We start from the raw sequence: 23,742 nt of genomic DNA on the forward strand, positions 1-23,742 counted from the left end.
GGGCTCGATCCCGATCGGGGCTCGATCCCGATCGGGGCTCGATCGGGATTGGGGCTGGACCGATCCGGGCTCAGCGGCCGCGGCCGCCGCGGATCCTGGTGCGCTGACCGTTGGTCGACTCCACCGCGACGGTCTGGGTGACCTCGTCATCGACGGCATCGGTGTCGTGATCGGTGATCTCGGTCGGCGGTGCCTCGTCCGACTGGATCGCGACGTCGGTCTTGTCGCCGTTGACGGTGTGGTCTTCCACGGCCGGCCCGGCGGCACCGTTGAGTTCGGTACTGCCGTTCAGGTCGGTACTGCCGTTCACGTCGGCACTGCCATTGAGTTCGGCTGCGCCGTCGATCTCGGCGCCGTTGGCCGACTCCGGATGGTCCTGCTCGCCGAGTACCGGGACCGGCAGATCGACCGGCGTCGGGCGGGCGGTGGGATCGGCTGGGAAGTCGGCAGAGACCGGGCGGCCTGCCTCGGTCTCGGGCGGGGTGATGATCGCCGGCGCGGAGCCGGCCAGCTCGCGGATGTGGTCCAGGTGGCCGCCGAGGGAGTTCAACTGATCGGCCAGCTGGTTCCGTAGCGTCTGCAGCGTCTGCACGGCCTCGTCGGCGTCGGCCACCCGCTGGTGCGACTCGGCCGAGGCGCGGTTGACCAGCGCGTTGGAGTACGTGGTCGCCTGACGCATCAGCGTCTCCGACTCGTCCGTCGCGGTCGCCACCAGGTGTTCGGCATGAGCGGTGGCGTCGGCGACAAGCTTCGCAGCGGTCGCAGCGGTCGCCTCCTCCCGGTCGGTGATCACCCGGTTGGCCTCGTAGCGCCGCGCGGTGATCGCGATCTCGAAGTCGTCCTCGACCTGCGTGCGGTGTGCCAGGCTCGCCGCGTCCAGACGATCACGCTCGGCGGCCGTCTCGCTGGTGAGCGTGGCGGATGCGGCATTGGCAAGGTTCGTGGTGTTCTCGGCATTCGCCCTGGCCTCGGCCAGTTCCTGCTGGGCGACACGATGTGCCTCGGCCTTCTCCTGCTCGGCCATCGCGCGTGCCTCGGCCAGTTCCTGTTCGGCCTGCTCACGGGCCTGGGTGACCGTCCGTTCCGCTTCGGCGTTGGCATCCTGCAACAACCGCGACGCCTCTTCCTGCGCCTGGTTGCGCGTGTCCTCCGCCTCTGCCGTGGCCTCGGCGATCAAACCGTGAACCTGCTCCGCAAGCTGCTTGCGGGTGCGCTCACGCTCGGCGTCGAACGCCGCCCTGGCCTGGGCTGCCTCACCGAGCGACGTCTCGAGCTGGCCGCGGAGGCGGTCGGCGTCGGTCTCGGCCCTGGCCCGGATCTCGCTGGCCTCCTCCTCCGCAAGACGGATCATCCGCTGCATGCGATCGGAGAGATTGGCCATCGAGACCGGCTCGAGGGCGCTGCGGTCCAGCTGGGAGCGCAGCGTGTCGGCCTCGGCCTGTGCAGCGGCCAGCTGCGCACCCAACTCGGTCAGTCGTTGGTTGGTGGCGTCGCGGTTCGCTGTGGTGATCCGAAGGTCGTACTCGAGGCGTTCGAGGTGGGAGGTCACCTGCTCGGGCGAGTAACCGCGCCGCACGAGGTCGAACGGAGCTTGTGCGGGAAGCCAATCACCAGACGTCATGAAGTCCAGTGTTCCATCTGTTGCCGTTGTTCTGACATACCCCGGGCGTGAACTTTGCTGGAGTCCCCGGGTGCGTCACCAAAAGTCGATCACTCCCGACCTGGGGTGGTCGTCGTCGGCGGGTTCGGGGCGAGCCGGCGGCTCCACCAGCTCGATCAGCACCCCGCCGGTGTCCTTGGGATGCACGAAGTTGATCCGGGATCCGGCCGTGCCCCGGCGCGGGCTGTCGAAGAGCAATCGCAGGCCATTCGAGCGCAGCCGCTCCGATACTGCCTCCACGTCCGTCACCCGGTAGGCCAGCTGCTGCAGTCCCGGCCCGCTCCGGCCGATGAACTTGGCGATGGTCGATTCGGGCGTCAGAGGAGCCAGCAGCTGGATCTGGGCTCCGGAGTCGTAGGCGATCATCGCTTCCTCGACACCCTGGTCGGTGTTCGTCTCGCGGTGGACGAGCGCACCCCCCATCACTCCGGTGTGAAAGCTGATGGCGGCCTCCAGATCTGGGACGGCCAGGCCGACGTGGTCGATGCAGACGATGGAGGTGTCCAGGGGCAGGGTCATGGCGACCACCGTATTCCCGGCACCGGAACCCACGACTCCTGGGCAGGTCTCCCGACTCCCGGGCGGTGGGCCTCCCGACACGAACGGCCCGGTAGCGTTGCCGCTATGGGATCAACGGTGATCATTGCCGGCGCCAGGACGCCGATGGGTCGACTTTCCGGAGCATTGGCCGGACTGAACGCGGTAGCACTGGGCGGTGCGGCGATCGCCGGCGCGCTCGAGCGCAGCGGGGTGCCGGCCACCGACGTGCAGTACGTGATCATGGGCCAGGTGCTCCAAGCCGGTTGCGGGCAGATCCCGGCCCGTCAGGCCGCGGTGGCCGGCGGGATCGGCATGGACGTCCCGGCGCTGACGGTCAACAAGGTCTGTCTGTCCGGGTTGGACGCGATCGCATTGGCCGATCAGCTGATCCGCGCCGGCGAGTTCGACGTGGTGGTGGCCGGCGGGATGGAATCGATGACGGGGGCGCCGCACCTGCTGCCGAAGTCGCGCGCCGGCTACAAGTTCGGTGACGTGACCCTGCTGGACCACACCGACTTCGACGGGCTGCGCGATGCCTTCACCGACCAGGCGATGGGTTCCCTGACCGAGCAGCGCAACGACGCGGAGCCGCTGACCCGCATCGAGCAGGACACCTTCGCCGCCCGGTCGCACCAGCGGGCGGCGGCGGCGGTCGCCGGGGGACTGTTCGCGCACGAGATCGTGCCCGTCCAGGTCCCCGGTCGCAAGGGCTCCACCACGGTCGAGGCCGACGAGGGCATCCGCCCGGAGACCACCGTCGAGGTGCTGGACCGTCTCCGTCCGGCGTTCCGGCCGGACGGCACCATCACCGCCGGGTCGGCGTCGCCGATCTCCGACGGTGCGGCCGCCGTGGTGGTCATGCGCAAGGAACTGGCGCAGAGCCGCGGCCTGACGTGGATTGCCGAGATCGAGGCCCACGCCGTCGTCGCCGGGCCGGATTCGTCCTTGCAGCTGCAGCCCGCGAACGCCATCCGCGCCGCCTGCCGCAAGCTCGGGATCGGTGTGGACGCACTGGATCTCGTGGAGATCAACGAGGCGTTCGCGGCGGTCGGCATCGCTTCCGCGCGTGATCTGGGCATTTCCGAGGACAAGATCAACGTGAACGGCGGTGCGATCGCTCTCGGCCATCCGATCGGGATGTCCGGCGCGCGTCTGGTACTGACGCTGGCGCTGGAACTCGGCCGCCGGGGCGGCGGAATCGGCGTGGCTGCCCTGTGCGGTGGCGGCGGTCAGGGCGACGCGCTGGTGATCTCGGTTCCGCCGACCACCTGACGACGGGCTGCTAGGCGAAGTCGCCGGCCGACCGCCGCACCTTGGTGAGCAGCACGGACAGCTGCGCGGACTCGGTCTCTTCCAGGCCGAAGAGGCCGAAGTTGGCGCTCATCACGGCCCCGGTGGCGTCGGTCAACCGTTCCCGGCCGGCATCGGTGAGCTCGACCAGCGTGGTGCGTCGATCGCTCGGGTGCGGGAGCCGGCGGGCCAGACCGTCCGCTTCCAGCCGGTCCACGATGTTGGTGATCGACGTCGGGTGCAGTTGGAGCCGCTCACCCATCATCCGCATCGGCAGCGATCCCCGGCGGGAGAACGACAGCAGGACGAGCGCCTCGTAACGGGCGAACGTCAGACCGTGTGGTTTGAGGGCGTCGTCGACGCTGGCCTGCAGGATCTGCTGCACACGCATGATGTTCGTGACCGCCGCCATCGCGCCGTTCGGGCCGATACGTTCCGCCCAGGTCTCCGCGGCCTTGGCGATCGGATCGAACGGCAGCGCGCGGGTAGGGGCGTTGGAGGTCATCGGATGACGTTAGCAAGGGGCCAGGGCAGCGTGGCGTCACCGGCACTGTCGGTACTCCTGTGGCAGGCTCCGCTGTGTGTTCGCCCGTGTCGTTGTCGGTGCCTCCGCGTAACGTCCGGAAAGTACAAGCCAGACATCGCATCGACCGGAGCAGGCCACCGAACATGAGCACCGTCAACCCGTTCGCGCAGGGACCGGCCTGGCACACCGGCACCCTCGTCGGGTTCGACCTGGAAACGACCGGTGTTGACACCACCACTGACCGCGTCGTCACCGCCGCAGTGGTGCATGTCGCACCGAACGGTGAGGTAGTGCGGTCGCGGGAGTGGCTGGTGGACGCGGGTGTGCGCATCCCGGATGCGGCCTCCGCCGTTCACGGTGTCAGCACCGACCGGGTCCGTGCTCACGGGATGCCCAGCGGGCTGGCGATCCCGGAGATCATCGGCGAGCTCGAGCGGGCCTGGTGCGCGGGGCTGCCGGTCGTGATCTTCAATGCCCCGTACGACCTGACGTTGCTGGACGCCGAGGCGGTCCGGTCCGGGGTACCGCGGTTGTCCACCCGGCCTTGGTGGCCGTCGGCGTGGGTGGTCGACCCGCTGGTCATCGACCGCGGTATGGATCGCTATCGCAAGGGCAAACGAACCCTCGGGGCTACCGCCGAGCACTACCGGGTGGACGCCAGGGACGCCCACTCCGCGTTGGGCGACGCAGTGGCCGCCGCCACCCTGGCCAGGGCGATCGCTGCCGAGCACGATCTGCTGAGGACGGCGGACGCCCTCACCCTGCACAGCGCGCAGGTGGTTTGGCACCACGACTGGGCCGTGCACCTCCAGGCCCACCTGCGGTCGAAGGGCAAGTCGGAGGCGGTGATCGATCGGGCGTGGCCGCTACGAGTTCCCGTGGTCGGTCGGCACCGAGCGCCGGAGACCGAGGCGCCACCGGCTCGGGTCGGTCGTCACCGCGTTCCAGAGCCAACGGCCGGGGAGCAGGCTCGCGTCACCCGGGCGGCGTGACAAAATATCTTCCATGACCAGTCCGGACCGTCGCCAGCAGGCTGCACTGTCAGCAGCCTTCGCCGGCGCCATCGATCTCTCCGCCCTCAAGAACAAGCCGGCGCCCGCCGGTACGCCTGCGGCGCAGGAGAATCCACCTTCCCGCTACACCATCGACGTCACCGAAGCGACCTTCGGCGAGGTGGTGCAGGCGTCAACCGACATCCCGGTGGTCTTCGACCTCTGGTCGGTGCGTTCGGCTCTGTCGACCAGTCTGTCCGCCTTGCTGAACAAGGTGGTCGAAACCGGTCACGGCTCCTGGGTGCTGGCCAGGGTCGACGTCGACACCAACCCGCGCGTGGCGCAGGCCTTCCAGGCCCGTGAGATCCCGACCATCATCGCGGTGGCCGCCGGGCAGCCGATCGACGCCTACGCGGGTCCAGCTGAGGAGGCATCGCTGACGCAGTGGATCACCGCGTTGCTGGACGCGTTGCGCGACCGGTTGCCGGGCATCAGCGCCGCCGAGGCGGCTGCCGGAATCGAACCCGCCGGCCCGGAGGCCGAACCGGTGGACGACCGCTTCACCGTCGCCGAGGACGCGTTGATGGAGAGCGACTACGCCACCGCGCAGGCCGAGCTCGAGCAGATCCTCGCCGCCGAGCCCGGCAACGTCAGAGCCACCGCGGCGCTGGCGCAGACCATCTTCCTGGCCCGGACCGATCAGCTGCCCGACAACACGATCGGCGATGCGGATGCCGCGCCGGACGACGTCGCGCTGCAGTGCGACGCCGCCGATCTGCTGGTGGCCGGCGGTGAGGTCGACGCCGCTTTCGACCGTCTCGTCGCCACCGTCAAGCGGACCGCCGGTGACGACCGGACGAAGGCCAGGGAGCACCTGATCGAACTCTTCGGCCTGTTCGCCGCAGACGACGAGATGGTCAAGCAGGCCCGGCGCAAGCTGGCCGCGGCCCTGTACTGACGCGGATGCCTTGGAGTGCGGCCGTCAAGCGGGGTCAGCCCAGGCCCAACTGCTCGCGGCCAAGGTCGCTGAGCTCGGCGACGGTAGGCCGGCCCAGCCAGCCCACCTCGTAGTCCTCGGGGGCGAAGTCGCTCGGGCTGACGCCGGCCACGAACGCCTCGCCGCAGCGCCGGGCGTAGTCCGCGTTCTTCGGGCAGTCCGGCGAGGCCGGGATGTACATGACGTTGCCCCAGCCCTGCTGGTCGGTGACCGGTCCGACGGAGTGGATCATGTCGCCGTGCCACCAGACGGTGTCGCCCGGTTCCACCGACGGGATCGGTGAGAGTGCCGGCAGCAGGACCGAGTGATAGCGCCCGTCGATCGGCAGTGATTCGCCGTTGGCGGCGCCGCACAGGTCGGTGTCGTCGACATCGTCCTGCAGTGCGCGCAACAACAGGTAGGCCATCGCCTCTGGGATCGGGATCACATGCAGCACACCGTCTTCGGGGTGCATATCCGACAGTGCGGTCCACCCCTGGAAGGTCCGAAAAGCCGAGCACATGACGGTCGAAGCGTATTCGTCGACCTCGGTGCGGAAGGCGCCGTCCCACGGGTCGTACTCGGCGAACCGGCCGTCGAAGACGTGCCGGAACACCTGCTGGTAGGCCGGGAGGAGCCACCGCTCGACGGATCCGGAGTCGGTGTGCGCCGACAACCCCGAGGAGGTGGTGCCGGGGGCGCGGCGACGGACGCGGTCCGGGTAGGCGGTGTCGCGGTCGGGATCGAACCAGACCCGCCCCATCGATTCGTTCTTCCAGAAGCCGTTCAGGAAGCGCCGGGTGGCCGCCATGGTGGGGTCCTCACGCGCTTCCATCTGGGGCTTGGACCAGTAGATCGGGAAGATCGAAGGGCGGGCTGCGGCCAGTCCGCCGAAGACGCCGTCGTCCAGGTACTGGTACTTCTCGTCGAAGTGGTTCTCCTCGACGTAGTCGACCAGTTCGGCATCCCACTTCTCGGCCCGTCCCCTGGTGAAGGTCTGCTTGACGACGGCGCAACCGCGTTTCCGGATGGCTGCGACCGTGGCCGCCGGTACGGTGCCGTCCACGATGTCCTGCGCCTGCACGACCGGCCAGATTGGTTGTCCTGCTTCGCGTTCGGCCACGATCGAGGCCACCTTCGCCCGCATGTCCGCCTCGACCGCAGCGAACACTCCCGCGTAGTCCCCGATCCGGGCGCGGAGATCGGCCTTCGCGGCGGCGATGGCTACCGGGAAGTCCTCGGGAATCGGTGAACTGCGCCTGGTGGCGGTGGACGGGGACATCGGTGTCCTTTCGTTCGTCATGAGATGGTGTGTCTAGTTAGGATTCATTACTAGAACTGCTGGAAGGGTAGCGTCCCCGATGACGGGCGCGCAAGGCTCACCGGAGAAGGGACAGAGGCCATGACGGTCGAGACGCCTCGTACCGGCCTCCCGCGCCACGGTTTGCTCCGGGAGATCACCGACCGGGCGGTGTTGGATCAGGTTCTCGAGAAGGGTCAGGTGACCAGGGCCGAACTGGCGGCGGCCACCGGGATCTCGAAACCCACCATCTCCGAGTCGGTGCGGCGCCTGACCGACTCCGGTGCGCTGGCCGCTGCTGGCAGCCGCACCGGACTCCGCGGCCGCGTGGCGACGGTGTACGAACTCGCAACCGGGGCGGGCTGGGTCCTGGCCCTGCAGCTGGATCAGGCCGGTATCGGTTTCCGGGCAACGGATCTCGCCGGCTCGCCGTTTTTCGAGGGCCGACAACCGCCGGTGCGGGTCGGCGACGGCACGGCGCTGGCCACCTCGCTGCGGACGACGGTGCAGTCGGCCGTCGTTGCTGCCGATGGGCGGGGACCGCTGGGTGCTGTCGCGTTGTCGGTGGCCAACCCGGTCGATCCGAAGACGAGTCAGATCGTCGACATGCCGCACTCGCCGTTCCCCGAGGGCGTCATCCAACCGGCGCGGGTACTGGCCGGTCTGGTGGCCGCGCCCGTGCTGATCGAGAACGACGTCAACCTCGAGGCGCTGGCCGAGCGCCTTGGCGGGGCGGCGATGGGCGTCGACAGCTTCGCCTACCTGCACCTGGGTGCCGGCTTCGGGCTCGGCCTGTACGTGGGCGACCGGCTGATCCGCGGGGCGCACGGGATGGCCGGCGAGATCGGTTACGTGTCGGTCGGTTCGGACCCACCGAACGGGCCGGGCGGTGATCGTTGGCAGCGCGGCGATCTGGCGCAGATGGTAGCCGCGGCCGGGTTCGGGCGACCGGACGCCCCGTCCAACGACGTCGCGGCAGTGCTGGCCACCTTCACCCGAGCGAAACGCGGCGAACCGTCGGCGTCCGTTGCCGCGGCAGCGTTCGGCACGATGATCGCCCAGGCGATCGTCGCCGTCTGTGCTGTTGCCGATCCTGACCTCGTCCTGGTCGGTGGCCCGATCGGAGCTCCGCCCGGGTTGCTGGGGCAGCTCCGAACCGAAGTGGCGCAACAGTTCCCGGGCCCTGTGCGGATCGAGCAGGCTGCCCTCGGCCCCGGTGCGCCGCTGGTCGGTGCGCTGCACCTGGCCCTGGAACTCGGGCGGTCCCGGCTGCTCACGCCGGGTGCCTGACGTACGGGACACGGCCGTCGCTCATCCCGGCTTGACGCCAGACAGCGGCGCAGCCCGCAGCCGTTCCGCGACCAGCATGGCGCCGCCGACGGCGATCCCCAGCGGCAGCAGGAGGGTCAGGCCGGTCTGGGTGAATTCCAGCACCAGCACGATGGCGCAGAGCGGGGCACGCTGCGCCGCAGCGAGGACGGCTGCGGCGCCGATCATCGCGAAGGCCGCCACCGGCGTGCCCGGCCACAGCATGGAGAATCCACCTCCGGCCAGTGCGCCCAGCAGAGCGCCGATGGCCAACGCCGGGGTCAGCAGACCGCCGTTCGCCCCGCTGGCCAGGCAGGCGGCGGTCGCGATCGGCTTCAGCAGGATCAGCGTCGCCAGCAGCAGGAGCGACGTCGAACCGTCCAAAGCCAGCTGTGCAGGTCCCTTTCCGTTGCCCAGCAGCGCGGGATAGGCGATCGCCACGGCGCCCAACCCGGCGAAGACGACAGTGACCACGATCGGCAGACGCCACCCGGTCGGCGCCGCCCTCCGGGCGGCCGCAGCCAGCCGGACGAAGCCGACGGCGAGCAGGCCGGCAATCGGGCCGAGCGCCGCGGCGAAGACGATCTCGTTGGGGTGCAACGACACCGGAGCGACCAGGTAGGTGGGCCGTGACGACAGCACCGGCCAGGCGACGGCGGTGGCCACCGCCGAGCTGATCAGCGCCGGGATCACCTCCCGCAGCGCGGCGGACATCAGCAGGATCTCGAGGGTGAACAGGGCACCGCCCAGTGGCACGTTGTAGACACTGGCCAACCCGGCACCGGCGCCACACGCCAGCACAGTTCGCCGCTGGGTGGATCCGAGGCCCGTCCGATCAGCCAGCCAACCCGCCAGTGCGGCACCGAGAAGCCTTGGCGCGCCCTCCCTTCCAAGAGAGGCTCCACAGCCGACGGCGACGATCTGCAGAACGCCCTCGGCGGTGGCCTCCCGCAGCGGTAGACGGCCGGTGCCGTCGCGGACGGCGTCATCGATGCTGCTCAGCGGGGCCGTCCACCGTCGTAGCGCCCACCATCCGAGCCCGACGACCAGCCCACCGACGCCCAGGGCGAGAACCCGGCGCAGCGGTGAGGCGCGCTCCACGCCCGTCAGGAAGGTGGCCTCGGTGTAGCCGAAGGCGAGGTGCTGCACCAGGTGCAGCAGCAGAGTGAGAAGCACCCCGGCCACGCCCGCGGCGAGACCGGTGCACACGGCCACCGTGATCAGCCGGACTCCGAGGCCATGGCCGGCTGCGCCGGCGCGCTCGGTGGACACGCCCCCATCATGGCCGAGCCGGAACGGCTGGACCAGGGCGGCCACTAGCGTGGGGATCATGTCCGATCCAGCCGCTGTCCTCTCCGCTCGTGTCCAACAGGCCGTCCAGAGCGCGTTCGGGTCGGACTTCGCCGGTATCGACGCCTTGATCAGGCCGTCCCAGTTCGCCGACTTCCAGGCGAACGTGGCTCTCTCACTGGCCAAGCGGCTCGGCCGTCCGCCGCGCGAGGTGGCTGACGCCATCGTGGCCGCGATGGACGTCGATGACCTCTGCAGCCCGGTCGGCATCAGCGGGCCCGGCTTCGTCAATCTGACCCTGCGGGACGAATGGATCGGCGACCGGGCGAACGACCAGCTCGCCGACGAGCGGTTGGGGGTGCCGCGGCAGGATCCGCAACGCATCCCGATCGACTACTCGGCGCCGAACGTGGCCAAGGAGATGCACGTCGGCCATCTGCGCACCACCGTCGTCGGTGACGCGCTCGCCCGCACGCTGGAACACCTCGGCCACCTGGTGATCCGGCAGAACCACATCGGCGACTGGGGCACACCGTTCGGCATGCTGATCGAGCATCTGCTGGAGGTCGGCGAGAGCTCGAACGAGGCCGGGCTGCTCAGGTCCGACCCCAACGCGTTCTACCAGGCGGCGAGAGCCAAGTTCGACGGCCGGGAGGAGTTCGCCGGACGGGCTCGGGGACGGGTGGTCGCGCTCCAGGCCGGCGACGCCGACACCCTGCGCCTCTGGGACGGACTGATCACCATGTCCACCGGCTACTTCAACCGCATCTACCGGCAACTCGGCGTCACGCTCACCGATGACGATCTGATGGGCGAGAGCCGCTACAACGACAGTCTTCCGGCTCTGTGCGACGAGCTGGAGGCCGCCGGGCTGGCCGTCGTCAGCGAGGGTGCGCTCTGCGTCTTCCTTGACGGGTTCACCGGCCGCGAGGGCAAGCCGGTCCCGCTGATCATCCGCAAGAGCGACGGCGGTTACGGCTACGGCACCACCGATCTGGCGACCATCCGGTACCGGGTGGAGCAGTTGCACGCGGACCGGATCATCTACGTCATCGGGGCTCCGCAACACCTCCACCTGCAGATGGTCTTCGCGACGGCGCGGCTGGCCGGATGGCTGCCGCCGGAGATCGAACCGGTCCACGTCCAGATCGGCAATGTGCTCGGCACCGACGGCAAGATCCTCAAGTCGAGGAGCGGCGTGCCGATCCGTCTCGGTGCCCTGTTGGGCGAGGCGGTCGAGCGGGCCGCCGCGGTGGTGGACGCCGCACGCCCGGAACTGGATTCGGACTTGCGGGCGGCGGTGGCCAGGGACGTCGGGATCGGAGCGGTCAAGTACGCCGATCTGTCGGTCGGCCACGACACCGAGTACACCTTCGACTTCGACCGGATGCTGGCGCTGACCGGGAACACCGCGCCGTACCTGCAGTACGCCTCCGCCCGGATCTTCTCGATCCTGCGTCGGGCCGGAGCAGACACCGGGATCGGCGCGATCGTCCTGGGGGAGCCGGCCGAGCGTCGACTTGCGCTGGAACTACTGGGATACGGTGCGGCGGTGGTCGAGGTCGGGGATCTGCTCGAGCCACACCGGCTGTGCACCTACCTGTTCTCGCTGGCCCAGTCGTTCACCTCGTTCTACGACAGCTGCCCGGTCCTGCGGGCGGAGGATCCCGCGGTGCGGTCGTCCCGACTTGCGCTCTGCGCGCTCACCTCGCGCGTGCTGGTGCAGGGCCTGCAGCTGCTCGGGGTGAACGCGCCAGCCCAGATGTGAACGACCAGCAGATCATTCAGTGACAGGTCGACCAGCCGGTGGTGAAGCCGTCCGCGTACGCCGCCAGTTCCGGCAAGGTCGCGTCGGGTCGGGCCCGCAACATGCTCAGGGCCTCGTCGGCGTCGCCGGCCCACGACCCCAGCTGTCCGGCTGTCGTCCGTCCGAAGACCGAGGCAGTCCAGGCGCCGGTGAAACAGGCTGCGCCGGCCGAGGATCCGGTGATCGACCGACCCACCGCGAACGCGAGCGCGGCTGCGTCGGCGAACTGGCCGTAGGGCGCTGCAGCGCGCAGGTCACCCGCCGACGGTGCCGCGGAGGCCAGCCCGGTGACGGTTGCCGTGGTCGGCAGCGTGGCGGTGAACCGACCGATCGACGGCCGGGCAGCCCCGATCGCCGCGTCGACGGAGGCGAAGCGATCCGGTTGGGTCGTCGTGACCAACCCCGGGCGTCCGAGCGTCGGACGCAGGTCGGTGGCGGTCAGCGCGTGACACGCGGTGACGCCGCCGCGGTAGCCACGGAGCACCGCTGTCAGCCGGTCCAGGCTCAGCCCGTGCGCGGTGCTGTCGTCTGCCTTCACCGAGACAGGATCGGAGAAGTCGAGCAGGGGAGCGACGGCCCGCACCATCGACGACGCCGGCAACCGGACATGAGCCGATTTCCCTGCGGCCGTCCAGGCCAGGAACGCCCCGGAGAAGCAGTCGCCCTGCGCCTCGATCAGGATGCTCGGGTAGCGCTCCGGCTGCGCCGAGCGCTCGGCCGGTGTCGGCCCGATCCTGGCCTGGATGGCGTGCCCGAATTCGTGCGCGAACGCCGCTGTCAGGCCCGCCACCCCGTAGTGCCCGAGCAGGACCGGGACGAGGCCGGCGGAGTCGTACACGATGGCGTCGCCGGTCGGGCAGTAGTAGGCATTGCCGGCGATCTGGTCCGGCGAGCTGATGCAGTAGGAGGTACCGGTCGCAGCAGTGGAGTCGATCGAGACGTACCCGCCGGCCAGCGGCACGAACGGCCGGTCGAACTCACCGGGAAGCGCTGCGGCCCAGAAGGTGTCGAGGTCGGCCAGCACGCCGGCCACCGCCTCGTCGTCGTGGGTGCTCATCGCGCTGGGCGCACCGACGTGACGGATCGTCGGCAGCGCGGCGGTCCCCGCGCCGCCCCCGCTCACCACGATGGTCTCGACAGGGAGGGGCGAACCGGTGACCTGCTCGGTGGCCAGTGCGGCGACGGCGATCCCGACGATCAGCAGGGTGCACAGCAGCGCCACGACGAGCCGGGTGGCGCGTCGTGGCACTGCGGTGGCCAGCGAACTCAGCCCTGCGGTGCGGACTCGGGCACCAGCCAGAGCGCACCGAGCGGAGGCACGGTCAGCTTGGCGGAGGCGGGCAGACCGTGCCAGGCGTTCTCCGAGGCGACCACTGCGCCCATGTTCCCGGCCCCGGAGCCGCCGTAGCTGGTCGAGTCGGTGTTGACCGCTTCGCTCCAGACCCCGGCGAAGGGCAGGCCGACCCGATAGCCGATGTGCGGTTGTGGCGAGAAGTTCACCACGCACACCAGCGGGGATCCGTCCGAGCCCCAGCGCAGGAACGCGAGCACGTTGCCGTCCCGGTCGTTCGCATCGATCCACCGGAAGCCTTCCGGCACGAAGTCCTGCGTGTAGAGCGCCGGGGAGCTCTTGTAGACCCGGTTCAGATCGCCGACGAGCGTGCGGACGCCGTCGTGGATCGGGTAGTCGCGCAGCTGCCAGGGCACCTGGACGGACTCGCTCCACTCCCACGGCGTGCCCAGCTCCTGACCCATGAACAGGAGCTGCTTGCCGGGGTGGGCCCACATGTACGCGTAGTACGCGCGGAGGGTGGCCGCCTTCTGCCACTCGTCACCCGGGATCTTCGACCACAGCGAGCTCTTGCCGTGCACCACCTCGTCGTGCGAGATCGGCAGCACGAACTGCTCGGTGTAGGCGTACATCATCGAGAAGGTGAGCTCGTTGTGGTGCCAGGCGCGGTAGATCGGATCCCGGGCGATGTACCCGAGCGTGTCGTGCATCCACCCCATGTTCCACTTCAGGTGGAACCCGAGTCCGCCGAGGTAGGTCGGCCGGGTGACGCCCGGCCAGGCCGTCGATTCCTCGGCGATCATCATCGCGCCGGGGACCCGCTTGCCGACCGTTGCGTTGGTCTCCTGCAGGAAGGCCACGGCGTCCAGGTTCTCCCGACCGCCGTAGACGTTCGGCAGCCACTCGCCGGCGTTGCGCGAGTAGTCCAGGTACAGCATCGAGGCGACCGCGTCGACCCGGAGCCCGTCGAGGTGGAACTCCTCCAACCAGTAGAGCGCGTTGGCGACGAGGAAGTTGCGGACCTCGCGACGTCCGAAGTCGAAGACGAACGTGCCCCAGTCCGGCTGCTCGCCGCGGCGGGGATCGGCGTGCTCGTACAGCGACGTGCCGTCGAACTTGCCGAGGGCCCAGGCGTCCTTGGGGAAGTGGGCAGGCACCCAGTCCAGGATGACGCCGATGCCGGCCTGGTGGAGCCGGTCGACGAGGTACCGGAAGTCGTCCGGTGAACCGAATCTCGGGTCCGGCGCGTAGTACGAGGTGACCTGGTAGCCCCAGGACGGCGCGTACGGATGGCCGGCCAGCGGCAGGAACTCGAGGTGGGTGAAACCGGTCTCGGTGAGGTCCTTGATCAGCTCGTCGGCCATCTGCCGGTAGCCGATGTCGGTCCGCCACGAGCCGGCGTGGATCTCGTAGATGGACATCGGCTGAGTGAGGTGGTCGGTGGCCGCCCGAGCCGCGATCCAGTCGTCGTCGTTCCAGGTGTAGTTGCTGGTGGTGACGATCGACGCGGTGGCCGGCGGGATTTCCGCGCCGAACGCCATCGGGTCGGCCTTCTCGCGCCAGACACCGTCCTGGCCCAGGATCTGGAACTTGTACCGGGTTCCGGCCCCGACGTCGGGCAGGAACACCTCCCATACCCCTGAGGAGCCGAGGGAACGCATCGGCTGACCGGCGCCCGACCAGTGGTCGAAGTCGCCGCTGACCCGGACGCCGCGGGCACTGGGCGCCCAGACCGCGAACGACGTGCCGGTGACACTGCCGATCGGGGTGTCGTAGGTGCGGACGTGGGCGCCGAGCACGGTCCAGAGGAACTCGTGCCGCCCCTCGCCGATGAGGTAGAGGTCCATCTCGCCGAGCGTGGGGAGCCAGCGGTACGGGTCGTCGACCTCGTAGGAGACGTCGCCGCCGTCGGCTGGGTAGACCACGCGCAACCGGTAGTCGGCCGGCGGCCCCGGCACGGTGATGGCGAAAACGCCGCCGTGCACGTGCTCCATCGGCGATTCGGTGCCCTCCGTCAGGAGCGTCACCGACTTTGCCTGATGCCGTAGCGTCCGGATGATCGTGGTGCCGTCGGACTGCGGGTGCGCCCCGAGAATGCCGTGCGGGTCGTGGGTGTCGCCGCCGATGAGCTTCTCGTACTCGTCGATGGTGGGACCGGAGGGCGCAGCCTTCGTTTCCGCCACGACTTCTGCCGTGGTGGACGACTGACCGGTCAGGACCGGCGATTCCGTGGCCGACCCCGCTGGCGGGGTGGGGATCGAACTCATGCTGTTTCTCCACTCTTGATGAGTCTGACGACGGCCTGCAGCGGAATGGGTTCCCAGGTCGGCCGGTGACCGTGTTCGTAGGCGACTTCGTAGACCGCCTTGTCGAGCTCGAACGCCGCGAGCAGGGGACCCATGTCTCTCGGGTCGTAGCCTGCCACCGCTGCGTAGCCCTCGCAGAACGCACGCCGGTTGCGGGCCGCCCACTCCTGCGCGCGGTAGGCGTGCTGCGAGTCCGACGGGCCGCCGGAGTGGTTCGCGGCGTAGTCGAAGGACCGCATCATGCCGGCGATGTCGCGCAGTGGCGAGGCCATGGCGCGGCGATGGGCCAGCGATTTCGACGGTTCTCCTTCGAAGTCGATGATCGCCCAGCCGGTGAGGGTCCGCAGCGTCTGCCCCAGCTGCAGGTCCCCGTGGATCCGCTGGACGACCACCGGTACGCCGGCCCCGTCACCGGTGGAGGACACCCCGGCGGCCGCGGCCCGGCCGAACGCCGCCCGGATCGCGGGTAGGTGCTCGGCGATCGACGGCACGTGCCCGGCGACCAGTTCGGCGCCGGCGACCATGGAGGCGAAGAGGTCCCGCACCGCATCGGCATCCAGTTCGGCCGTACCGAACGCGGCCGCCAGATCCGCATGCACCTGCGCGACCGCCTTTCCGAGGCGGAGCGATTCGGATGCGAAATCGCCGCCGACCTCGTCGGCACGCAGGTCGCCCTCGGCCATCAGATCGCGGACGCTGGCGGTGGCCATCGCCCAGCCCTCGGCGCTGTTGGCGAAGAAACCGGTGAGCAGAGCCAGGGTGGTGCGTTTGCCGGCCACCGGACCCTCGATGACACCGAGAGCTGCTGCGATGTGGCTGGACCCGGCGGCCTGCAGGGCGCGATGTACCTCGGCGTCGGGGTTGAGCCCCGGTTCCAGGCGCCGGAAAACCTTCAGGATGCTCGAATTGCCGTAGACGATCGACGTGTTGGACTGCTCCGCGCCGATCACCAGCCCGTGGGCCGACCGGTCGATCTCGGCGCCGGGCTCGGGAGCGAAGTCGAGGATGCCGACGGACAGGCCGTCCGCGATGTTGGACAGGACCACCGCGGATACGTCGCCGTCGTACAGGGCGTCGTAGGCGAACTCGCCGTTCGTCTCGCCGATCAGCACGTGGGCGTACCTGTCCGGATAGTTCCGGGTCCACGCGACCCACAGCTGGTAGCGCTGGATCCCGATCGGCGACGGGACGGTGAACAGCACCTGCTCGACCGTTCGGTCACCGATCTCGGCGATGGCCGTTCTGGCCTCGATGGTCACTTCGGTCAGGTCGCCCTTGCTCGCAAACCATCGCTGGGCGGGCAGCCATGTCGTCAGCAGGGCGGACAGTGCCGGTCCTGCTCCACCCCTCTGCCCTTCGGCGTCCGTGTAGCGGGTGGTGGTCGGGTACAGGTCAGGTGAAGTCTCGCCCATCGGATCAGGACACCTCCAGTGAGTTGAAGTCCGGTTGGCCGCCGTGGCCGGGTGCATCGCCGTGCCCCGCCGCCTGGATGTCGAACCAGTAGAACCCGTGGCCCGGCAGCGTCAGGAGGTACGGGAGTTCACCGATCGGAGGGAACGGGGTGCCTCCGGTGAGCTCGACCGGAACGGAGCCGGTGTGCTCCCGGAGGTCCAGTTCTACCGGCTGCGGGAACCTCGACAGGTTGTTGACGCAGAGGACTGTTCCCCCCGGCGCACCGTCCGAACCGGCGTGGGTACGGACGTAGGACAACACGGTCGGATTCGAGCCACCGAGATCGGAGAACTCACCGAGAGCGAAGGCGGGATGCTGCTTGCGGATCTCGATCATGCGCCTGGTCCAGTGGAGCAGCGATGCGGTGGTGTTCATCTGGGCCTCGACGTTGACCGTCTGGAAGCCGTAGACCGGGTCCATGATCGCCGGCAGGTAGAGCCGGGCCGGGTCGGACCGGGAGAAGCCGGCGTTGCGGTCGGGGGACCACTGCATCGGGGTGCGGACGCCGTCCCGGTCACCCAGCCAGATGTTGTCGCCCATGCCGATCTCGTCGCCGTAGTACAAGCAAGGCGAGCCGGGCAGGCTCAGGAGCATGGCGGTGAACAGTTCCTGCGAGTTGCGGTCGTTGTCCAGGAGCGGGGCGAGGCGACGGCGGATGCCGATGTTCGCCTTCATCCGCGGATCCCGGGCGTACTCGTTCCACATGTAGTCGCGGTCCTCGTCGCTGACCATCTCCAGAGTCAGTTCGTCGTGATTCCGCAGGAAGATGCCCCACTGCGACGTGGACGGGATGGCCGGGGTCTGGGCGAGGATCTCCGAGATGGGGAAGCGGCTCTCCCGACGGGCAGCCATGAAGATCCGTGGCATCAACGGGAAGTGGAAGCACATGTGGCACTCGTCGCCGCCGACTTCGGCGTCGCCGTAGTAGTCGACCACGTCGGCCGGCCACTGGTTGGCCTCGGCCAGCAGGATGCGGCCCGGGTACTCGTTGTCGACGACCTTGCGGCAGCGCTTGAGGAAAGCGTGCGTCTCCGGCAGGTTCTCGCCGTTCGTGCCCTCCCGGACGTAGAGGTAGGGCACGGCGTCCAACCGGAAACCGTCGATGCCGAGGTCCAGCCAGAACCGCATGATGTCGATCAGCGCATCGCCGACGCCGGGGCAGTCGAAGTTGAGATCCGGCTGGTGGGAGAAGAACCGGTGCCAGAAGTACTGCTTGCGGACCGGGTCGAAGGTCCAGTTGCTCGGTTCGGTGTCGACGAAGATGACCCGCGCGTCGGGATACCCGGTGTCGTCGTCGGCCCAGACGTAGTAGTCGCCGTAGGGACCCTCCGGGTCGTTGCGCGACTCCTGGAACCACTGGTGGCTATCGCTGGTGTGGTTCATGACGAGGTCGGTGATGATGCGGATACCGCGTTCGTGGCAGGCCTCGATGAGCGCAGCGAAATCCTGCACGGTGCCGAACTCCGGGAGAACCTTCCGGTAGTCGCGGATGTCGTAGCCGCCGTCGCGCAGCGGGGAGTCGTAGAACGGCGGGATCCAGAGGCAGTCGACGCCGAGCCACGACAGGTAGTCGAGTTTGTCGATCAGACCGCGGATGTCGCCGGTGCCGTCACCGTTGGAGTCGGAGAACGTCCGGATGAGCACCTCGTAGAAGACGGCGCGTTTGTACCACTCTGGATCGCTCGGCATCGTGGTGGCCGAGTGCTCACCGCCCTGGGTCTGCGGACCCCGGTAACCCAGGTCGTTCGAGTCGGTCTCGGGTGGGTGTTCGACGATCTCGGTCATTCCGGCCTTTCCTGCTGCGTGTGCTGGTGCTCGTACTGGTGCTGGTCTGCGGCCGCCGTTCGGGTGCGCGACCGGGCCCTACGACGTGGGTGACGTCGGGGACGATCGGTCCCGGAACGCCGGCCGGGGTTCGTGGGGTCGGCGGTGGGAGGGCGTCAGTATTGCCGCACGGTCAGGATGTGTGACACCCGCCTCGACGGTTCGAGCCCGACCATGTTCTTCCCCGTCCACTGGTACACCTCGCCGCTGAGCTGGTCGACGGCCTGGAAGGTCGCACCCCAAGGGAGCCCGAGGGCCGGCATGTAGAGATCCGTTTCGCCCCAGTGGAATCCGGTCGACTGGAGGCAGACCACCACCAGGATGACGTCGTCGGTCCGCTCGTCGCGCCGGGAGTAGCACAGCAGGGAGTCGTTGCTGATCCCGTGGAACCACAGCCCGTGCAGATGCTGCAGTGCGACGTGCTCGCGCCGGATCTCGTTGAGCCGCTGGATCAACGGCTCCAGCGAGCGGCCCTCGTCCAGCGCGGCCTGGTAGTCACGCGGCCGGAGCTGGTACTTCTCCGACTGGGCGAACTCCTCGCTCCCTGGACGGACGGCTTCGTGCTCGAAGAGTTCGTAGCCGGAGTAGACGCCCCAGCTGGGGGAGAGGGTGGCCGCCAGTACCGCCCGGATCGCGAACATCGCCTCGCCGCCGAACTGCAGCGACGCGTGCAGGATGTCCGGGGTGGTCGGGAAGAAGTTGGGCCGCATGTGGTCGGCCGAGTTGACCAGCTCGACGCCGTAGTCGGTGAGGTCGCCCTTGGCGGTGCGCCAGGTGAAGTAGGTGTACGACTGGCTGAAGCCGACGCGGCCCAGCTCGTGCATCATCGCCGGCTTCGTGAAGGCCTCGGCCAGGAAGATCACCTCGGGGTGATCGGCGTGGACCTGGGCGATCAGCCACTCCCAGAAGTTGATCGGCTTGGTGTGCGGGTTGTCCACCCGGAACACGGTGACGCCGTGGGAGATCCAGAACCGGACCACCCGCAACACCTCGGCATAGATGCCGGCCGGATCGTTGTCGAAGTTGACCGGATAGATGTCCTGGTACTTCTTCGGAGGGTTCTCGGCGTAGGCGATCGATCCGTCTGGCCGGGTGGTGAACCACTCGGGGTGCGCCGAGACCCAGGGGTGGTCCGGAGCGCACTGCAGAGCGAAGTCCAAGGCAACCTCGAGACCGAGATCCCTTGCTGCACCGACGAACACGTCGAAGTCGTCGATGGTTCCGAGCTCGGGGTGGACGGCGTCGTGACCGCCGGCCGCCGACCCGATCGCCCACGGCGATCCGACGTCCCGCGGATCGGGGTTGATGCTGCCGCCCGGTTCGAGAGTGCTGTTGCGGCCCTTGCGGTTCACCTCGCCGATCGGGTGGATCGGCGGCAGGTACACGACGTCGAAACCCATCCGGGCGACCCGGGGGAGTTCGGCGGTGGCATCGGCGAACGTGCCGTGCCGCAGCGGCAGGCCGTCCTCGTCGATCAGGGCGCCTGAGGACCGCGGGAAGAACTCGTACCAGGACCCGTACTCGGCCAGCGGACGGTCCACCCAGATCTGGACGGCGGGGGACCGGGTGATCAGCTCGCGGATCGGATCGGCCACCAGCACCGGCCACAGTTCGGGAGCCAGGGCAGGCCCGATGCGCTCGGCGACCGGTAGGGACGGGTTGCGCAGCGCCGTCACGGCCGCCTTGATGGTCAGCGCATAGCGCTGCCGCGGCCGTCGACCGATTCGTTCCAGGAGCATCGCCCCGGTCTCGAGGTCGTTGCCCATCTCGTGGCCGGACTGCCCGGCCGCCGCCTTGGCCTCGACCGCGTGCCGCCAGGTGCCCAGTGGATCGCTCCAGGCCTCGATGACGACGCTCCAGAGCCCCATGCGGTCGGGCGTCACCTGGGCGTGCCAGCGGTCCGTTCCGGGGATGCCCGGCTTCATGCGTTGCAGCGGGCCGGGCTCGCGGGGCGGCAGCCGCCGGCGTCCGGGTTCCACCGGTCCGGCCGGTGGCTTCCAGACCACGTTGGCGGCGACCGCATCGTGGCCCTCACGGAAGACCGTTGCGCCCACTTCGATCAGCCCACCGACCACCGCCTTGGCCGGGTAACGGCCTCCGCTGACGCTGGGGGAAACATCGATCAATCCGATTCGTCCGGCCACGCGGATCAACGTACCGGGGTGGGCACCGGCAACCAGCAGCCACTCCCGTTCCCCGGCGAGTCGTCTGATCGGCCCTGTTGCCGTTCGCCGATCGGCCGGAAGTGGAGAAGTGATCCATCCGGTCTGCTGGGTTCCCCGTTTGTGGTGGGTGCCCGGCGGGTAGAGGTGATCGGCCGGACGGACCGCGATGCCTCGTTGTGCTGAATCGATTTACCTGGCGGATCGGGGTGATCGTTACATTCCGTTGAACAGTGGTGCGAGAAGTTCGCGAAACTCTGACGAACCATTACATTTCATGATGTGAAGGCCCTCCGACGGTTCACCGTCCGCCCCCAGTTGCCCGAGCCGCTGCAGCCGCTCGGGGCGCTCATCCGTAATCTTCGCTGGTCCTGGCACCATCCGAGCCAGGATCTGTTCGCCGACATCGATCGGGGACTGTGGGAGCGCTTCGAGGGGGACCCCCTCAAGCTGCTGGGCGCCGTTCCGGTTGCCCGGTTGCAGGAGCTGGCCCAGGATCACCAGTTCCTCGACCGCATGCACGGTCTGGCCGGTGACCTGCACTCCTACCTGACCGAGCCGCGGTGGTACCAGCACCAGATCGACCTGGCCGCCCAGGCAGATCAGGCGGATTCCCCCGCTGTGTTCCCGAAGTCGATCGCATACTTCTCGATGGAGTTCGGGGTCTCCGAGGTGCTGCCGATCTACTCGGGGGGTCTCGGCATCCTGGCCGGCGACCACCTGAAGTCGGCCTCGGACCTCGGGGTGCCGATCATCGGCGTCGGGCTGCTGTACCGCTTCGGCTACTTCTGGCAGTCGCTCTCGGCGGACGGCTGGCAGCAGGAGCACTACCCGGCGCACGATCCTCACGGGCTGCCCGTCGACCGGTTGCTCGGAGCCGACGGCGAGCAGCTGTCCGTCACCGTGCCGATGCCCGGCGGGCGGGACCTGACGGCCCGCATCTGGCTGGCCAGCGTCGGGCGGGTGCCGCTGCTGCTGCTGGACAGCGACAACGAGGCCAACGACGACGAGCTGCGGTCGACCACGGATCGCCTCTACGGCGGCGACCAGGATCATCGCATCAAGCAGGAGATCCTGCTGGGGGTCGGCGGCGTGCGCGCCGTCAACGCCTACTGTGCCGCCACCGGCCACGAGCTGCCGGAGGTCTTCCACATGAACGAGGGCCACGCCGGTTTCCTCGGTCTGGAACGCATCAGGTCGCTCATCGCCTCGGACGGCCTGAGCTGTACGGAAGCCGTGTCCGCCGTGCGCGCCGGGACCGTGTTCACCACCCACACCCCGGTCCCGGCCGGCATCGACCGGTTCCCCGTCGATCTGGTCCGCCACTACCTCGACGCTGACAGCCACGGCGATTCCCGGCTGGTGCCGGGCATCAGGGTCGACGACGCGATCGCCTTCGGCGCCGAGGACGACCCGTCGCGCTTCAACATGGCCCACATGGGTCTGCGGTTGGCCCAGCGTGCCAACGGCGTGGCGAAGCTGCACGGCGTGGTCTCGCGCGAGATGTTCGCCGGTCTCTACCCCGGCTTCGAACCGGAGGAGGTGCCGATCGGTTCGGTCACCAACGGTGTCCACCTGCCCAGCTGGGCGGCCCGCGAGATGTTCGACGTGGCAGGCGACATGGCCGACTGGGCGGATCTGGCCTCGGCCTCGGAGTGGCCGGCCGCCGACCGGGTCAGCTCCGAACGGCTCTGGGAACTGCGCCAGACCCTGCGCCGTCGCCTGGTCACCATGGCCCGGTCCGCGGTCAAGCAGTCGTGGTTGCTGCGGGGCAGCTCCGTCGCCGAGCTCGGTTGGACCGAGTCAATCCTCGACCCGGAGATCCTGACCATCGGCTTCGCCCGCCGGGTTTCCACCTACAAGCGGCTGACGCTGATGCTCCGCGATCCGGCGCGGCTGAAGGCGATCCTGCTCGATCCGGAACGCCCGGTGCAGATCATCATCGCCGGCAAGGCCCACCCGGCCGACGAGTACGGCAAGCGGTTCATGCAGGAGATGGTCCGGTTCGCCGATGACGCCGGCATCCGTCATCGGATGGCCTTCCTGCCCGACTACGACATGGGCATGGCCTCGGTCCTCTGCGCCGGCGCCGACGTGTGGCTGAACAACCCGATCCGCCCGCAGGAGGCCTCCGGAACCTCCGGGATGAAGGCGGCTCTCAACGGATCGCTCAACCTGTCGATCTCCGACGGCTGGTGGGACGAGCTGTACGACGGTCATGACGGGTGGTCCATCCCGACCGCTGACGGCATCGCCGACGAGAACCGCCGCGACGATCTCGAGGCCTCTGCGCTGTACGAGCTCATCGAGAACCGGGTGGCGCCGCTCTTCTACAACCGTGGCCATGAAGGACGTCCGGACGGCTGGGTCGACACGGTCCGCCACACGCTGTCCTACCTCGGACCTCGGGTGCAGGCCACCCGCATGGTCCGCGATTACGTGACCGGCTACTACAGCCCGGCCGCGACGTTCAGTCGGAAGTTCACCACGGACTACACGGTCGCGAAGGAACTGTCCGCCTGGAAGGAGACCGTCCGGGACGCCTGGCCGCAGATCCGGGTGACCAGCGTCGACACCTCCGGGATCGGGTCCGAACCGTCGATGGGCAACGTCATGACGGTCCGGGCCTACGTCGACCTCGCCGGCCTGGAGCCGTCCGACGTCGAGGTCCAGACGGTCACCGGCCGGGTCGACGAGACCGAGGCCCTGCACGAGGTGACGACGGTGCCGATGACCTTCGTCGGCAACGGCGACGGCTACCGCTACGAGGCCCAGCTGCCGCTCACCAGGTCGGGTCCGATCGGGTACACGGTGCGGGTCATCCCGCGCCACCCGCTGCTTGCCTCGCCGGCGGAGCTCGGGCTGGTCACCACCGCCTGACAGAGCACCGCCCGACCGGATGGTTGCCTGGCGAACATGCCACAGGGGCGCTACGTTCTCCGCCCCTGCTGTGTGTGGCCCGGTGTTGCTGTGGTGCTCCGGCGACGTCGTTGTCGGCGGGTCAGCGCTAGCCCGTCG

At 69.0% G+C, this 23,742-nt stretch carries 16 protein-coding genes; 6 read left to right on the forward strand and 10 right to left on the reverse strand.

The annotated features are described in order from the left end of the window. Positions 1-70: 70 nt before the first annotated feature. Both ABIB25_RS10295 and mce read right to left on the reverse strand, forming a co-directional pair. Positions 71-1,621: a coiled-coil domain-containing protein gene (locus ABIB25_RS10295; RefSeq protein WP_354528350.1), complete on the reverse strand. Its 1,551-nt coding sequence runs from the start codon at positions 1,619-1,621 to the stop codon at positions 71-73. A 75-nt stretch (positions 1,622-1,696) separates the two neighbouring features. Beyond that, positions 1,697-2,179 carry a methylmalonyl-CoA epimerase gene (gene mce, locus ABIB25_RS10300; RefSeq protein WP_354528351.1) on the reverse strand — a complete coding sequence of 161 codons (483 nt, stop codon included), beginning with the start codon at positions 2,177-2,179 and terminating at the stop codon, positions 1,697-1,699. Between the two features lie 105 nt (positions 2,180-2,284). On the opposite strand from mce, the gene ABIB25_RS10305 reads away from it, so the two are divergent. Then, the gene (locus tag ABIB25_RS10305) at positions 2,285-3,472 is read left to right on the forward strand and encodes an acetyl-CoA C-acetyltransferase (protein WP_354528352.1); all 1,188 of its coding nucleotides are present in this window, start codon (positions 2,285-2,287) and stop codon (positions 3,470-3,472) included. 10 nt (positions 3,473-3,482) lie between these two features. On the opposite strand, the gene ABIB25_RS10310 is transcribed toward ABIB25_RS10305, so the two are convergent. After that, positions 3,483-3,995 (reverse strand): MarR family winged helix-turn-helix transcriptional regulator, encoded by a 513-nt coding sequence (locus tag ABIB25_RS10310; RefSeq protein ID WP_354528353.1) that lies wholly within the window; start codon positions 3,993-3,995, stop codon positions 3,483-3,485. A gap of 164 nt (positions 3,996-4,159) precedes the next feature. On the opposite strand from ABIB25_RS10310, the gene ABIB25_RS10315 reads away from it, so the two are divergent. Next, positions 4,160-5,008 carry an exonuclease domain-containing protein gene (locus ABIB25_RS10315; RefSeq protein ID WP_354528354.1) on the forward strand — a complete coding sequence of 283 codons (849 nt, stop codon included), beginning with the start codon at positions 4,160-4,162 and terminating at the stop codon, positions 5,006-5,008. Between the two features lie 13 nt (positions 5,009-5,021). Further along, positions 5,022-5,966 (forward strand): tetratricopeptide repeat protein, encoded by a 945-nt coding sequence (locus ABIB25_RS10320; RefSeq protein WP_354528355.1) that lies wholly within the window; start codon positions 5,022-5,024, stop codon positions 5,964-5,966. Positions 5,967-6,000: 34 nt separating this feature from the next. Here the strand turns inward: ABIB25_RS10320 and ABIB25_RS10325 are convergent, their stop codons facing one another. Further along, entirely contained in the window at positions 6,001-7,266 is a 1,266-nt protein-coding gene (locus ABIB25_RS10325) for a YbiU family protein (protein WP_354528356.1), read from the reverse strand. 120 nt (positions 7,267-7,386) lie between these two features. Between ABIB25_RS10325 and ABIB25_RS10330 the strand changes: the two genes are divergently transcribed. Next, positions 7,387-8,574 (forward strand): ROK family transcriptional regulator, encoded by a 1,188-nt coding sequence (locus ABIB25_RS10330; RefSeq protein ID WP_354528357.1) that lies wholly within the window; start codon positions 7,387-7,389, stop codon positions 8,572-8,574. A 21-nt stretch (positions 8,575-8,595) separates the two neighbouring features. Here ABIB25_RS10330 and ABIB25_RS10335 read toward each other — a convergent pair whose 3' ends face one another. Beyond that, complete coding sequence (locus tag ABIB25_RS10335) at positions 8,596-9,924, reverse strand: chloride channel protein (RefSeq protein ID WP_354528358.1); 1,329 nt, start codon at positions 9,922-9,924, stop codon at positions 8,596-8,598. On the opposite strand from ABIB25_RS10335, the gene argS reads away from it, so the two are divergent. Beyond that, positions 9,923-11,650: an arginine--tRNA ligase gene (gene argS, locus ABIB25_RS10340; RefSeq protein WP_354528359.1), complete on the forward strand. Its 1,728-nt coding sequence runs from the start codon at positions 9,923-9,925 to the stop codon at positions 11,648-11,650. The two genes, ABIB25_RS10335 and argS, sit on opposite strands and share 2 nt — an antisense overlap. Positions 11,651-11,666: 16 nt before the next feature. Here argS and ABIB25_RS10345 read toward each other — a convergent pair whose 3' ends face one another. The 5 genes from ABIB25_RS10345 to ABIB25_RS10365 all read right to left on the reverse strand — a co-directional run bounded on the left by ABIB25_RS10345 (position 11,667) and on the right by ABIB25_RS10365 (position 20,706). Beyond that, positions 11,667-12,938, reverse strand: coding sequence for a neutral zinc metallopeptidase (locus ABIB25_RS10345; protein ID WP_354528360.1), 1,272 nt, complete (start codon positions 12,936-12,938; stop codon positions 11,667-11,669). A gap of 17 nt (positions 12,939-12,955) precedes the next feature. Further along, positions 12,956-15,247, reverse strand: a complete 2,292-nt coding sequence (gene glgB / locus ABIB25_RS10350) for a 1,4-alpha-glucan branching protein GlgB (RefSeq protein ID WP_354528361.1) — start codon at positions 15,245-15,247, stop codon at positions 12,956-12,958. Further along, entirely contained in the window at positions 15,244-16,698 is a 1,455-nt protein-coding gene (locus tag ABIB25_RS10355; protein ID WP_354528362.1) for a maltokinase N-terminal cap-like domain-containing protein, read from the reverse strand. The genes glgB and ABIB25_RS10355 overlap by 4 nt, the downstream gene beginning before the upstream one ends. Before the next feature lie 4 nt (positions 16,699-16,702). Further along, positions 16,703-18,523 (reverse strand): maltose alpha-D-glucosyltransferase, encoded by a 1,821-nt coding sequence (gene treS / locus ABIB25_RS10360; protein WP_354528363.1) that lies wholly within the window; start codon positions 18,521-18,523, stop codon positions 16,703-16,705. A gap of 155 nt (positions 18,524-18,678) precedes the next feature. Then, positions 18,679-20,706, reverse strand: a complete 2,028-nt coding sequence (locus ABIB25_RS10365; protein ID WP_354528364.1) for an alpha-1,4-glucan--maltose-1-phosphate maltosyltransferase — start codon at positions 20,704-20,706, stop codon at positions 18,679-18,681. Between the two features lie 300 nt (positions 20,707-21,006). Here ABIB25_RS10365 and glgP point away from each other — a divergent pair, with 300 nt between their 5' ends. Next, the gene (gene glgP / locus ABIB25_RS10370; RefSeq protein ID WP_354528365.1) at positions 21,007-23,604 is read left to right on the forward strand and encodes an alpha-glucan family phosphorylase; all 2,598 of its coding nucleotides are present in this window, start codon (positions 21,007-21,009) and stop codon (positions 23,602-23,604) included. The last annotated feature ends 138 nt before the right edge of the window (positions 23,605-23,742 follow it).

Source organism: Nakamurella sp. UYEF19 (genome assembly GCF_040546275.1).
In the GTDB taxonomy this organism is placed as follows: Bacteria; Actinomycetota; Actinomycetes; order Mycobacteriales; family Nakamurellaceae; genus Nakamurella.

Excerpts from the sequence above, each read along its gene's own strand:
- ABIB25_RS10320 (WP_354528355.1), top strand. The coding sequence starts at position 5,022 with ATGACCAGTCCGGACCGTCGCCAGCAGGCTGCACTGTCAGCAGCCTTC.
- ABIB25_RS10315 (WP_354528354.1), top strand. The coding sequence starts at position 4,160 with ATGAGCACCGTCAACCCGTTCGCGCAGGGACCGGCCTGGCACACCGGC.
- glgB (WP_354528361.1), bottom strand. The coding sequence starts at position 15,247 with ATGAGTTCGATCCCCACCCCGCCAGCGGGGTCGGCCACGGAATCGCCG.
- treS (WP_354528363.1), bottom strand. The coding sequence starts at position 18,523 with ATGACCGAGATCGTCGAACACCCACCCGAGACCGACTCGAACGACCTG.
- ABIB25_RS10305 (WP_354528352.1), top strand. The coding sequence starts at position 2,285 with ATGGGATCAACGGTGATCATTGCCGGCGCCAGGACGCCGATGGGTCGA.
- mce (WP_354528351.1), bottom strand. The coding sequence starts at position 2,179 with ATGACCCTGCCCCTGGACACCTCCATCGTCTGCATCGACCACGTCGGC.
- ABIB25_RS10295 (WP_354528350.1), bottom strand. The coding sequence starts at position 1,621 with ATGACGTCTGGTGATTGGCTTCCCGCACAAGCTCCGTTCGACCTCGTG.
- ABIB25_RS10325 (WP_354528356.1), bottom strand. The coding sequence starts at position 7,266 with ATGTCCCCGTCCACCGCCACCAGGCGCAGTTCACCGATTCCCGAGGAC.
- ABIB25_RS10310 (WP_354528353.1), bottom strand. The coding sequence starts at position 3,995 with ATGACCTCCAACGCCCCTACCCGCGCGCTGCCGTTCGATCCGATCGCC.
- argS (WP_354528359.1), top strand. The coding sequence starts at position 9,923 with ATGTCCGATCCAGCCGCTGTCCTCTCCGCTCGTGTCCAACAGGCCGTC.
- ABIB25_RS10330 (WP_354528357.1), top strand. The coding sequence starts at position 7,387 with ATGACGGTCGAGACGCCTCGTACCGGCCTCCCGCGCCACGGTTTGCTC.
- ABIB25_RS10335 (WP_354528358.1), bottom strand. The coding sequence starts at position 9,924 with ATGATCCCCACGCTAGTGGCCGCCCTGGTCCAGCCGTTCCGGCTCGGC.
- ABIB25_RS10355 (WP_354528362.1), bottom strand. The coding sequence starts at position 16,698 with ATGGGCGAGACTTCACCTGACCTGTACCCGACCACCACCCGCTACACG.